Below are 12,252 nucleotides of genomic sequence, written 5' to 3'. Positions count from 1 at the left end.
ATGAAACCCCGCATGAACTTCTACCAGGCCGCCCCCGAGACGATGAAAGCGCTGATGGCGCTGGAGGAACAGATCCAGTCGACGGGCCTCGAGAAATCGCTGATCGAGCTCGTCAAGATCCGGGCCTCGCAGATCAACGGCTGCGCCTTCTGCATCAACATGCACACCGAAGACGCCCGCAAGCGTGGCGAGACCGAGCAGCGCATCTATCTGCTCAACGCCTGGCGGGAGTCCCCGCTCTACAGCGACCGCGAGCGCGCCGCGCTGGCCTGGACTGAAGCCGTGACGCTGATCTCCGAGACGCACGCGCCTGACGAGACTTACGATCAGGTCCGCGCGCAATTCTCCGACGCGGAGACGGTGAACCTGACCATGCTGATCGGCGCCATCAACGCCTGGAATAGGCTGGCAATCGCGTTCCGCGCGGTGCACCCGGTGAAGGTGAAGGCGTCGGTGGCGTAGGCCACAAGGACAAATCTCGTAGGGTGGGCAAAGGCGCACTTGCGCCGTGCCCACGCCTTCTCACGCATCCGCGGGAATGGTGGGCACGCTTCGCTTTGCCCACCCTACGATAGCTACGATAGCGGAGTATGCGGCCTAAACCGCCGTCGCCTTGGCGAACTCCACATAGATCTCGCGCAACCGCGTGGCCATCGGGCCGGGCTTGCCGTCACCGACCTTCTTGCCGTCGATGGCGACGACCGGCTGCACGAACAGCGAAGCCGACGTCGCGAACGCCTCCTTCGCGGCCAGCGCCTCTTCCACCGTGAACGACCGCTCCTCGACGCGGAGCTGGCGCTCCTCGGCGAGTGCGACGACCGCCTTGCGGGTGCAGCCCGGCAGGATGGCGTTGGAGTTCTTGCGGGTGACGATGACGTCGTCCTTGGTGAGGATGAACGCCGATGACGAGCCGCCTTCGGTGACGTAGCCGTCCTGCAGCATCCAGGCTTCGCCGGCACCGGCTTCGGCCGCGGCCTGCTTCGCCAGCACCTGCGCCAGCAGCGCCACGCTCTTGATGTCGCGGCGCTCCCAGCGGATGTCGGGCACCGTGATCACGTTGATGCCGGTCTTGGCCGAGGCGGCGTTGATGATGTCCTTCTCGGAGGTGAACATCACCAGGCTCGACTTGACGTCGCCCTTCGGAAAGGCGAAGTCGCGGCCCTTGTCGGCGCCGCGCGTGACCTGGAGGTAGACGAGGCCGTTCTCGACCTTGTTGCGCGCGATCAGCTCCTTCTGCAGCTCGGTGATGCGCTCGACGGTCTCCGGAAGCTTCAGCTTGATCTCGCCGACCGACCGCTCCAGCCGCGCCAGATGCGAGGCGTTGTCCACCAGCTTGCCGTCGAGCACCGCCGAGACCTCGTAGATGCCGTCGGCAAACAGGAAGCCGCGATCGAGGATCGAGACCTTGGCGTCCGAGAGCGGGACGAATGAACCGTTGACGTAGGCGATCGAGTCCAAGGCGGGTCTCCTGGCGGGAAAGGGGGATTTGGCGCGCTTATAACCGAAATGGTGGCGCCAATCACCCTCGTTTCGTCATTCCGGGGCATTCGCAAAGCGAATGAGCCCGGAATCCATAACCACCATCGGGAGTATGGATCCCGGGCTCGCGCTACGCGCGCCCCGGGATGACGGCGAATTCAATTCTGGCGCGTCCCGGAATGACGGAGACCTTAGTGCGACAAAATCTTCGACAAGAACTTCTGCGCACGGTCGCTGCGCGGCTTGCCGAAGAAGTCGTCCTTCGGAGCGTCCTCGACGATCTCGCCGCGGTCCATGAAGATGACGCGGTTGGCGACCTTGCGGGCAAAGCCCATTTCGTGGGTCACGACCATCATGGTCATGCCTTCGCGAGCGAGGTCGACCATGACGTCGAGCACCTCGCTGACCATCTCGGGATCGAGCGCCGAGGTCGGCTCGTCGAACAGCATCACGATCGGGTCCATGGCAAGCGCACGCGCGATGGCGACGCGCTGCTGCTGGCCGCCGGAGAGCTGCGCCGGAAATTTCTGCGCCTGCTCCTTCAACCCGACGCGCTCCAAGAGCTGCATGCCCTTCGTCACCGCCTTGTCGTGCGACCGGCCGAGCACCTTCTCCTGCGAGAGGCAGAGATTGTCGATGATCTTCAGGTGCGGGAACAATTCGAAGTGCTGGAACACCATGCCGACGCGCGAGCGCAGCTTCGGCAAATTTGTCTTGGGATCGTTGACCTTGGTGCCGTCGACCAGGATGTCGCCGCTCTGGAACGGCTCCAGCGCATTGACGCATTTGATCAGGGTCGACTTGCCCGAGCCCGAAGGGCCGCAGACCACGACGACCTCGCCCTTGGTCACATTGGTGGTGCAGTCGGTCAGCACCTGGAAGGTCGGGCTGTACCATTTGTTGACGTGGCTGATTTCGATCATGATCGATGCGCTCTAGCGAATGATGGCGATGCGCGCCTGGAGGCGGCGAACGCCGAAGGACGCGATACAGGAGATGGTGAAGTAGACGACGGCTGCGAACAGGTACATTTCGACGAGGCGGCCGTCGCGCTGTGCGACCTTGCTCGCCGCGCCCAGGAAGTCCGTGATCGACAGGACGTAGACCAGCGAGGTGTCCTGGAACAGCACGATGGTCTGAGTGATCAGGACCGGCAGCATGTTGCGGAACGCCTGCGGCAGCACGACGTAGCGCATGGTCTGGGCGTAGGTCAGCCCCAGCGCGCTGGCTGCGGCCGGCTGCCCGCGCGAGATCGACTGGATGCCGGCGCGCATGATCTCGGAGAAGTACGCGGCCTCGAACATGATGAAGGTGATGAGCGAGGATGCGAACGCGCCGACGCTGATCGGGCGCGAGGCGCCTGTCAGCCACTGCCCGATATAGGGCACCAGGAAGTAGAACCAGAAGATCACCAGCACCAGCGGCAGCGAGCGCATGAAGTCGACATAGATGCCGGCGATGCGGCCGAGCAGCTTGAGGCCGGACAGGCGCATCAGGGCGAGCGCCGTGCCGAACACCAGGCCGCCGAACGCGGCGAGCGCGGTCAGCGTCAGCGTGAAGGTCATGCCCTCGTAGAACAGATAGGGCAGCGCGCGGCGGATGACGTCGAAATCGAAATTGCCGAGCATCGCTTATTTCCCCGTGATGTAGCCGGGGATCGCGACCCAGCGCTCGAGGAAGCGCATTCCGGTCACGACGACGGCGTTGACGAGGAGATAGAGGATGGTCGCGGCGGTGAAGGCCTCGAACACCTGGAACGAGAATTCCTGCATCGAGCGTGCCTGGCCGGTCAGCTCCAGCAGGCCGATGGTGATCGCGACCGCCGTGTTCTTGATGGTGTTGAGGAACTCGGAGGTCAGCGGCGGCAGGATGATGCGGAACGCCATCGGCAGCAGCACGTAGCGATAGCCCTGCACCGTGGTCAGGCCCAGCGCAGTCGCCGCCATCTTCTGCCCGCGCGGCAGCGAGCCGATGCCGGCCTGCAGCTGAACGGCGACGCGCGCCGACATGAACAGTCCGATGCCGATCGCCGCCGTCCAGAACGGCGCGTTCGGCAGTTGCTTCAGCCAGAGGCCCGCGGCCTTCGGCAGGATTTCCGGCAGCACGAAGAACCACAGGAACAGCTGCACCAGCAGCGGCATGTTGCGGAAGAATTCGACGTAGCAGAAGCCGAACCAGTAGGCGCCCTTCGAGGGCAGCGTGCGCATGACGCCGACGATCGAGCCGGTGATCAGCGCGATGATCCAGGCCAGCACCGCGGTCTCCAGGGTCAGCACCAGTCCCGACAGCAGCATGTCGAGATAGGTGCCAGTCCCCATCGGGTTCGGCTGGAAGAAGATTCCCCAGTTCCAGTTGTAGTTCACGTGTCCCCCGCGCGAACGCGCCAGTCAGAAATGTCCCGGCGCCTATGCAAATGTCCGGCCACTTCCCTCCAGAACGGCCGGCATGTCTTCCCTCTCCCCGCTTGCGGGGAGAGGGAAGCAGCATCTTACTTGTAGTCGTCCGGGTTCGGCGAGTCCGAAGGCTTGGCGAACTCGTTCTTCAGCTCGGAGGAGATCGGCGTGTTGAGGTTCAGGCCCTTCGGCGGGATCTTGGCCGTGAACCACTTGTCGTAGATCTTCTGGCCTTCGCCGGAGGTGTAGAGCGCAGCCGTCGCCGCATCGACCACCTTCTTGAACGGGGCGTCATCCTTGCGCAGCATGATGCCGTAGGGCTCGGGCTTGGAGAACGCGTCCTTGGAGATGGTGTAGTCGTCCGGTGTCTTCGAGCCGGCGACGAGGCTCGCGAGCAGGATGTCGTCCATGACGAAGGCGACCGCGCGGTCGGTCTCGACCATCAGGAAGGCTTCGGCGTGATCCTTGGCCGGGATGATGTTGGCGCCGAGCTTCTTCTCGACGTTGGCCTCGGTGAGCTGCTTGATGTTGGTGGTGCCGGCGGTCGACACCACGGTCTTGCCCTTGAGGTCGTCGATCGACTTCAGGCCGCTCGACTTCTTGAAGACGTAGCGGCTGGCGGTCAGGAAGTGGGTGTTGGTGAAGGCAACCTGCTTCTGGCGCTCGGCGTTGTTCGTGGTCGAACCGCATTCGAGGTCGATGGTGCCGTTGGCCATCAGCGGAATACGGGTCGCCGACGTGACCGGGTTGAGCTTGACTTCGAGCTTGTCGAGCTTGAGCTCCTTCTTCACGGCATCGACGATCTTGTAGCAGATGTCCATCGCGAACCCGACGGGCTTCTGGTTGTCGTCGAGATAGGAGAACGGGATCGAGGAGTCGCGGAAGCCCAGCGTGATGGCGCCGGTGTCCTTGATGTTCTTCAGTGTGCCGGTCAGCTCCTGGGCCCCGGCCTGGCTGACGGCGAAGGTCGCGGCGAGCGCGAGCCCGATGCTACGGAAATGTTTCACTTTTTTCTTCCCCTTTCAGGATGATGCGGGCGGGATGCAAGCACAAAACGGACCGGAATAGAATGTGACTTTTGGCTGGACCGGAGGCTCAGGTTAACGGCTTTGGCAATTCCCCGAGATCCCAGAACAGCCCGGCCATCACCGTCAAGGCCTCCTCGGTCAATGGCAGCAGGATGTGCTCGTTGGGCGCATGCTGGGAGCAGCCGGGATAGGAGTGCGGGACCCAGATCGTCGGCAGTCCCAAAATCTCGGAAAACACGTCATTGGGCAGCGAGCCGCCGAAATTCGGCAGCACCGCCGGCGGCTTGCCCGTGGTCTCTTTCACCGAATCCGCCGCCCATTTGATCCAGGGACTGTCGAAATCGGTGCGCGAGGCGGCAAAGCTCTGCGCCGCCCGCACCTCGACCATCGGAAAGCCGTTCTGAACCAGATGCGCGCGGATGGCCTCGATCAGGCCGTTGACCTCAGTGCCGACGACGAAACGCAGTTGCAGCACGGCATTGGCATGGCCGGGAATGGCATTGGCCGGCTTCTCGATATTGCCCGATGACATCGCCAGCACTTCGAGCGTGTTCCAGGCGTAGAGCCGCTCGGCCGCCGACAGGCCCTCCTCGCCCCAGTTCTCTGCCAGCGCCGGCTCGTCCGCTGTCGGGACCACCTGCACGTCGGCGAGATAGGAGCGGATCTGGTTGCTGAGCCGCGGCGGCTTCAGCGCCTCGAGCTGGAGACGGCCATAGCCGTCGACCAACGTCGAAATGGCATTGACCAGGATGGTCGCGGGGTTGGCGAGCACGCCGCCCCAATTGCCGGAATGATGGCCGCCGTCGCGCAAATTCACATCAAGATGGATGCGGATGCCGCCGCGGCAGCCCAGGAACAGCGTCGGACGGTCGGCCGACAGGCGCGGTCCGTCGGAGGCCATGAACAGATCGGCCTTCAGCGCGTCGCGGTTGAGATCGCAGACCTTGCCGAGATCAGGCGAGCCGATCTCCTCACCCATCTCGACGATGAACTTGGCGTTGAAGCCGAGCTTGCCGCCGCGGGCCGCGCGCACGGCGCGGAGCGCGGCCATGTTGATGCTGTGCTGGCCCTTGTTGTCGGCGGTGCCGCGGCCGTAGAGCCGCGTGCCCGCAACTGTCGTGCGCCAGGGATCGCGGCCGTCGCGCCACTCGCCTTCCATGCCGTCGACGACGTCGCCATGGCCATAGACCAGCACGGTCGGCGCGGAGGCGCTCTCGTGATGCTCGGCGAACAGGAACGGCGCCTTGCCGCTCGGGGATTCGACGATGCGGCTGGTGAAATCGAGCACGGCGAATGCCGGCTGCATCTCCTGTTCCAGATAGGCACGCAGTTCCGCGCCGCGCGACGGATTCTGGCTTTCGGTCCGATAGGCGACGCGGCGGTCGAGCTCGGCGAGAAATGCGCCGGACTGGAAATCCTCACGGGCGCGGGCGATGGCGTCGGCTCTGGTCATGACTTGTTTTCGGGGCTTTGAGACGAAGGACCCTATCCGAGGCAGGGTGCCCTTCGAAAGTGGCGGGGACTTGGGCAGTTCTTGTAGTTCGCTTGTACTTCTCTTCGGGTTTCGTTCTTGCTCGCTTGAGATTGGCTTGCCAGCCGCTGATTTTGGCCTTGCCAAGGGCAAACGATATGCAAGAACGTCGCCAGATTGGGGCGCACGTCTATCATTCGAAGAGCGCTCAGTACAGGGCGCCAGGGGACCAGCATGGCCAAAGAGATCAGGCTCAATGCCTTTGCGATGAATTGCGTCGCACACCAGTCACCGGGCCTGTGGACCCATCCGCGCGACCGCACCGCCGAATATAACCGCCTGCCCTACTGGATCGACCTCGCCAAAACGCTGGAACGCGGCCGTTTCGACGGGCTGTTCCTGGCCGACGTGCTCGGGGTCTATGACGTCTATGGCAACAGCCCTGACGCGGCCTTGCGCAATGCAGCACAGACGCCGTCGAACGAGCCGCTGCTGCTGCTCTCGGCGATGGCGGCGGTGACGAAAAATCTCGGCTTCGGCGTCACCAGCAATCTCTCGTTCGAGCCGCCCTACCCGTTCGCGCGGCGGATGTCGACGCTCGATCACCTCACCGAGGGACGGATCGGCTGGAACGTCGTCACCGGCTATCTCGACAGCGCCGCGCGCGGCGCCGGCAAGGACAAGCAGGCCGGTCACGACGACCGCTACGACATCGCCGACGAATATATGGAGGTCGTCTACAAGCTCTGGGAAGGCAGCTGGGAGGATGACGCCGTGCTGCGCGACCGGGCGCGCGGCATCTTCACCGATCCCAGCAAGGTCCATCGCATCAACCACGAGAGCGCGAACTACCGCATCAACAACACCATCCACCTCAGCGAGCCGTCGCCACAGCGCACGCCGGTGCTGTACCAGGCCGGCACCTCGCCGCGGGGGCGGCAATTCGCGGCCAAGCACGCCGAATGCGTGTTCATGTCGGGACCGTCGGCCAAGATCATCGCGCCGCGCGTCTCCGCGATCCGCCAGGAGGCAGCCGCGCTCGGCCGCAATCCGGCGGAGATCCTGATGTTCAACATGATGACGATCATTCTCGGCAACACCGAAGCTGAAGCCGCAGCGAAATATGCCGACTACCGCTCGCACATCAATCCGGAAGGCGCTCTCGCCCTGATGTCCGGATGGACCGGCATCGACTTCTCCGGCTACGAGCTCGATCAGCAGGTGCGTCACGTGCAGAACGACGCCGGCCGTAGCGCGCTGGACAACGTCACCCGCGGCGATCCGGACCGGGTCTGGACGGTGCGCGACGTCATCGAGCATGTCGGCATCGGCGGCGCGGGCCCGGTCGTGGTCGGCACGCCCGAAAGCGTCGCCGACAAGATCGAGGATTGGTTCGAGAAGACCGACGTCGATGGCCTCAACGTCGCCTTTGCGATCTCGCCCGGCGATTTCGAGGACATCGCCGATATGCTGGTGCCGGAGCTGACCAAGCGCGGGCGGTACAAGAGCGAATATGCGAAAGGCACGCTGCGGGAGAAGCTGTTCGGCGATGGCCGTGCAAGGCTCGGCGCACCGCATCCGGCGGCGGGGTATCGGGTGGGGAAGGAGGCAGGCTAGCGCCCCACGCTTTAAGTTCCGTCATCCTGAGGTGCGAGACCGGCGGTGCAAGCACCGCCGGACGAGCCTCGAAGGATGAACGGCCGAGATGCAGCCGGGCCGTCGCCCTTCGAGGCCTCCGCTTCGCTCCGGCGCCTCAGGGTGACGGTGATGAGGCAGAGGATGCTGTCGCTGCATCTTTCTTGCCCTACACCTTCCCGTCCACCATCACCTCGATCAGCTTCGTCCCTGGCCGATTGAACGCCGACGCCAGCGTCGCTTTCAGCTCGCGCGGATCGCTGATCCTGATCGCCTCGCAGCCCAGCGCTTTCGCGACACCGGCGAAATCGACGGGCGGATCGGCAAAGTCCATGCCGACGTAATTGTCGTCGCCATGGAAGGCGAGCAGGCGCTGCTTGATGATGCGGTAACCGCCATTGTTGGCGATGACGACGTTGAGCGGCAGCTTGTGATGCGCCGCGGTCCACAGCGACTGGATCGAATACATCGCGCTGCCATCGCCGGAGAAGCACACGACCGGGCGATCCGGGTTGGCGATGCTGGCGCCGACGGACGCCGGCAGGCCCCAGCCGATGCCGCCGGAGGCAAGGCCGTGATAGCCATAGCGGTCGCGATGCGGACGCAGGTTCGTGATCTGGCGGCTGGAGGTGAGGCCTTCGTCGACCAGGATCGCGTGATCGGGCATGGCCTCGACCATCTGCAGCACCAGATAGTCCGGATCGATGGGGTTGCGGCCCGCACTCTTGCCGATCTGCTCGACCAACGCGGCGCGGCGCGCGGTCCAGTTCTTTGGTGCCAGTTCAGCGAGACGCTCCCTGGCGCGGTTTGCGAGCGCCGCGCCGCCCATGTCTTTCAGCATCGGGATCAGCGCGCGCAGCGTTTCCTTGACGTCCGCCTTCAGCGCGATCTCGGCGCCGTAATTCTTGGCGATCTCCCAATCGACGAGGCCAATCTGCACGATGCCGAGGCCATCAGGCAGCGCGTCGACCTCGCTATAGACCGACATCCGCAAGGGATCGCCGCCGAGCGCGACCAGCAGATCGTGCGGCGCCAGCGTATCGCGTGCGACTTTCTGCACGCGCGCGAGCGTGCCGACAAAGCTCGGGCTCTCCGACAGGAAGTGCGCACCATAGGGCGTCGATGACTGGTAGGCAGCGGCGCCGAGCAATTCGGCGAGCTCTGCGGCTTCCTTCAGCGCATCGCTCTTGACCACCTCGTCCATGGTGACGATCACGGGGCGCTCGGCCTTGAGCAATCGCGCGGCGAAGGCCCGGAGCGCCTCGTCCGACGGTTTTGTGCGCGCGTCGATGCGGGTGGAGCGGCCGAGATCGATGCCGGCCTCACTGTTGAGGATGTCGCCGGGCAGCGAGATGAACACCGGCCCGGTCGGCGGTGTCATCGCAACCTTGGCCGCGCGGCGCACGATGCGCGGCAGATCCTCCAGCCGCGTCACCTCGACTGCCCATTTCACGAGCGGCTCGGCCATCCGCACCAAGGGACCGTACAGCACCGGCTCCATCAGGCCGTGGCCCTGCTCCTGCTGGCCCGCGGTCAGGATCATCGGCGTACCCGTGAACTGGGCGTTGTAGAGCGAGCCCATCGCGTTGCCGAGGCCGGGCGCGACATGGACGTTGCAGGCAACCAGCTTGCCCGAGGCGCGGCTGTAGCCGTCGGCAATCGCGACCACCAGGCTCTCCTGCATCGCCATCACATAGGTGAGGTCAGGATGGTCCTTCAGCGCGTGCATGATCGGCAGCTCGGTGGTCCCGGGATTGCCGAACAGATGGGTGATGCCTTCGTCCTTGAGCAGCGCGAGAAAGGCGGAGCGGCCGGTGATCTTGTTCTTCATGTTTCCTCCGTGCCGCGGACGTTGCTGCGGCCGGTCGCATGATGGCCGAACTCGGAGGCGACGCGCAATGGAGTGTCCTCATGGCTGCCTTGCGCGGGCGCGCGTAAGCTGGGAACATGGATCGACCCAGGCGTCAGCCCGCAAGGGGAAGCACAATGGCGTATGACGAAGAGACTGCGGCACGGGTGCGCAGATTGCTGGCCGGCCAGCGCCACGTGGCGGAAAAGAAGATGATGGGCGGCCTCTGCTTCATGGTCGATAACACCATGTGCTGCACCATCAGCGGCCGCGGCGGAATGATGATCCGCGTCGGCCCCGAGGCGCATGCGCGCATGCTGGAAGAGCCGCACACGACACCGATGGAGATGCGCGGGCGCATCATGAGGGGATTTGTGCGCGTCGCGCCGGAAGGCTACCAAAGCGGCGCCGATCTGAAGCGATGGGTCAAGCGCGGGCTCGACTTCGTAGCGGCGACGCCCAAGGAAACCAAATCGAAGAAGGCCGCGCCGCGCAAGGCAGCTGCCAGGACAATCGCGAAGACAATCGCCAAGACAACCGCCAAGCCAAAGACTAAAACTGCTCCTCGCGGCCAAGCTCGAACGGGTCCTCGCCGCTAGCGCGCTTCTTCTTTTTCGAGCGCTGCCAGACCACGCCGGGAAAGCCTTTCAGCGGCACCAGGGGCTCGCCGGTATAGGCCCACTCCTGCAGCTCCTCGATCGCGATGTGGTAGAGCGGCTGGCGACCGGTGCGCTCCGTAAACAGCGCGCGGGGGATGTTGACCATGTGGGGCCCGCGCGGACGCTCATAGGCGATCGGCGTGCCGCAATGCGAGCAGAAGCTGCGCGCGGTCTTGGTGGCCTTGTCCTCGTAACGGGTCAGCGCGGTCTTGCCTGACGTGATGCGGAAGCGCTTCTTCCAGCTGCCGACATAGGTGGCGTAGGCCGCACCATGCGCGCGGCGGCTTGCCGCGGAATGGTCGTGCCAGGCCCAGCGCGCGGGAACGTCGATCTCGAAGGTGACCTTGCCGCAGAGGCATTGGCCGGTGGCGGTTCCTGCGGCGACTGCGGCTTTGGCCATGGTGTTTCCTGAACGTCGTTATGGAGACGACAATACACGATTGTCATTCCGGGGCGCGACGAAGTCGCGAGCCCGGAATCCATTGGACGGCAAGCCAGGACGTTAGATGGATTCTCAGATGCGCGATTGCGCATCATAGTTCGATGCTGCGCATCGCCCCGCAATGACGGATCAGGCCGGCGTCAGCTCGTCATAGACAGGGTAATCCGTATACCCCTTCTCCTCGCCGCCATAGAACGTCGCGCGGTTGTACGGCGTGATCGGGTAGTCGTGCGCAAGGCGGTGCGGCAGATCGGGATTGGAGATGAAGATGCGGCCGAAGGCAATGATGTCGGCGTGGCCGTCGGCGATCGCCGCGTTCGCGGTCTCGCCGGTGAAGCCGCCGGCGGTCATCAGCACGCCGCTGTAGTGCGGGCGGAACAGCACCATCGCGGAGGGCACGTTCTCCCAGTGCACGTCGGCGCGGCCGGCGCCGCTGGAGCGCGGCTCGATGAAGTGGAGGTAAGCGAGGCCGAGCTTGTCGAGCGCCTTAACCACATGGGTGTAGAGCGGCATCGGATCGGGCTCGCCGGAATCATTGGCGATGCCGTGCGGCGACAGCCGCACGCCGACGCGGTTGGCACCCCAGACGTCGATCGCGGCCTGCGTGACCTCGAGCAGAAGCCGCGCGCGGTTCTCGATTCCGCCGCCATATTGGTCGGTTCGCTGGTTGCTGCGCGATTGCAGGAATTGCTCGAGCAGGTAGCCGTTGGCGCCGTGGATCTCGACGCCGTCGAACCCGGCGGCGAGCGCGTTCTTGGCGCCCTGCCGGAAGGCCTCGACGATGTCCTTGACTTCGTCGGTCTCCAGCGCGCGCGGCGTCTCGTAGTCCGAAATCTTGCCGTCGGCGGTCATCGCCTTCATGCCTTCGGCCTTGATCGCAATCGCCGAAGCCGAGACCGGCAGCTCACCGCCATGGAAGGAGGAATGCGAGACGCGGCCGACATGCCAGAGCTGAAGAAAGATGATGCCGCCCTTGGCGTGCACGGTATCCGTCACCTTGCGCCAGCCGGCGATCTGCGCCTCCGTATAGATGCCGGGTGTGGCCGGATTACCGCGGCCGTGCGAAAGCACGGGAGAAGCCTCGGCGATGATCAGGCCGCCCTTTGTTGCACGCTGGCCGTAATATTCGGCGTTGAGCGGCCGCGGCGAAAAGCTCTCGCGCTCGGCGCGCATGCGCGTCAGCGGCGCCATCGCGACGCGATGTGCAAGCTTGTACGGACCGACCTGCAACGGTTTAAACAACGCCTCGAATTTCATGCTGGCCCCGAAATGGCTATGGAAGGACGTGGATCATAT

The 12,252-nt window shown here is 64.5% G+C and carries 12 protein-coding genes; 3 read left to right on the top strand and 9 right to left on the bottom strand.

Going from position 1 to position 12,252, the window contains the following annotated elements; translation table 11 throughout:
- Nucleotides 1–462 carry a carboxymuconolactone decarboxylase family protein gene (locus BRAGE_RS0143885; RefSeq protein WP_027562974.1) on the top strand — a complete coding sequence of 154 codons (462 nt, stop codon included), beginning with the start codon at nt 1–3 and terminating at the stop codon, nt 460–462.
- A 135-nt stretch (nt 463–597) separates the two neighbouring features.
- On the opposite strand, the gene BRAGE_RS0143880 is transcribed toward BRAGE_RS0143885, so the two are convergent.
- The 6 genes from BRAGE_RS0143880 to BRAGE_RS0143855 form a co-directional block, all read right to left on the bottom strand.
- Entirely contained in the window at nt 598–1,458 is an 861-nt protein-coding gene (locus BRAGE_RS0143880; RefSeq protein ID WP_027562973.1) for a D-amino-acid transaminase, read from the bottom strand.
- 212 nt (nt 1,459–1,670) lie between these two features.
- On the bottom strand, nt 1,671–2,402 hold the full coding sequence (locus BRAGE_RS0143875) for an amino acid ABC transporter ATP-binding protein (RefSeq protein ID WP_027562972.1): 732 nt from the start codon (nt 2,400–2,402) through the stop codon (nt 1,671–1,673).
- 12 nt (nt 2,403–2,414) lie between these two features.
- Nucleotides 2,415–3,107, bottom strand: coding sequence for an amino acid ABC transporter permease (locus BRAGE_RS0143870; RefSeq protein ID WP_027562971.1), 693 nt, complete (start codon nt 3,105–3,107; stop codon nt 2,415–2,417).
- Nucleotides 3,108–3,110: 3 nt separating this feature from the next.
- Nucleotides 3,111–3,842, bottom strand: a complete 732-nt coding sequence (locus BRAGE_RS0143865; protein ID WP_027562970.1) for an amino acid ABC transporter permease — start codon at nt 3,840–3,842, stop codon at nt 3,111–3,113.
- 125 nt (nt 3,843–3,967) lie between these two features.
- The gene (locus BRAGE_RS0143860) at nt 3,968–4,879 is read right to left on the bottom strand and encodes an amino acid ABC transporter substrate-binding protein (protein ID WP_027562969.1); all 912 of its coding nucleotides are present in this window, start codon (nt 4,877–4,879) and stop codon (nt 3,968–3,970) included.
- An 88-nt stretch (nt 4,880–4,967) separates the two neighbouring features.
- The gene (locus tag BRAGE_RS0143855) at nt 4,968–6,353 is read right to left on the bottom strand and encodes a M20 family metallopeptidase (RefSeq protein WP_027562968.1); all 1,386 of its coding nucleotides are present in this window, start codon (nt 6,351–6,353) and stop codon (nt 4,968–4,970) included.
- 252 nt (nt 6,354–6,605) lie between these two features.
- Between BRAGE_RS0143855 and BRAGE_RS0143850 the strand changes: the two genes are divergently transcribed.
- Nucleotides 6,606–7,988: an LLM class flavin-dependent oxidoreductase gene (locus BRAGE_RS0143850; RefSeq protein ID WP_027562967.1), complete on the top strand. Its 1,383-nt coding sequence runs from the start codon at nt 6,606–6,608 to the stop codon at nt 7,986–7,988.
- A 187-nt stretch (nt 7,989–8,175) separates the two neighbouring features.
- Here the strand turns inward: BRAGE_RS0143850 and BRAGE_RS0143845 are convergent, their stop codons facing one another.
- The gene (locus tag BRAGE_RS0143845; RefSeq protein WP_027562966.1) at nt 8,176–9,837 is read right to left on the bottom strand and encodes a thiamine pyrophosphate-binding protein; all 1,662 of its coding nucleotides are present in this window, start codon (nt 9,835–9,837) and stop codon (nt 8,176–8,178) included.
- A 155-nt stretch (nt 9,838–9,992) separates the two neighbouring features.
- Here BRAGE_RS0143845 and BRAGE_RS0143840 point away from each other — a divergent pair, with 155 nt between their 5' ends.
- A complete protein-coding gene (locus BRAGE_RS0143840) occupies nt 9,993–10,454 on the top strand; it encodes a TfoX/Sxy family protein (RefSeq protein WP_027562965.1) in 462 nt (153 codons plus the stop codon).
- Here BRAGE_RS0143840 and BRAGE_RS0143835 read toward each other — a convergent pair.
- Together BRAGE_RS0143835 and BRAGE_RS0143830 are read right to left on the bottom strand one after the other, a co-directional pair.
- Entirely contained in the window at nt 10,408–10,914 is a 507-nt protein-coding gene (locus BRAGE_RS0143835) for a GFA family protein (RefSeq protein WP_027562964.1), read from the bottom strand. The two genes, BRAGE_RS0143840 and BRAGE_RS0143835, sit on opposite strands and share 47 nt — an antisense overlap.
- 171 nt (nt 10,915–11,085) lie before the next feature.
- Nucleotides 11,086–12,213 (bottom strand): alkene reductase, encoded by a 1,128-nt coding sequence (locus BRAGE_RS0143830; protein ID WP_027562963.1) that lies wholly within the window; start codon nt 12,211–12,213, stop codon nt 11,086–11,088.
- Between the last annotated feature and the right edge of the window lie 39 nt (nt 12,214–12,252).

Source organism: Bradyrhizobium genosp. SA-4 str. CB756, from assembly GCF_000473125.1.
Classification (GTDB): Bacteria; Pseudomonadota; Alphaproteobacteria; order Rhizobiales; family Xanthobacteraceae; genus Bradyrhizobium; species Bradyrhizobium arachidis.
Note: the sequence above shows the minus strand (reverse complement) of the source record. Positions and strands in the feature narration are given on the sequence as shown.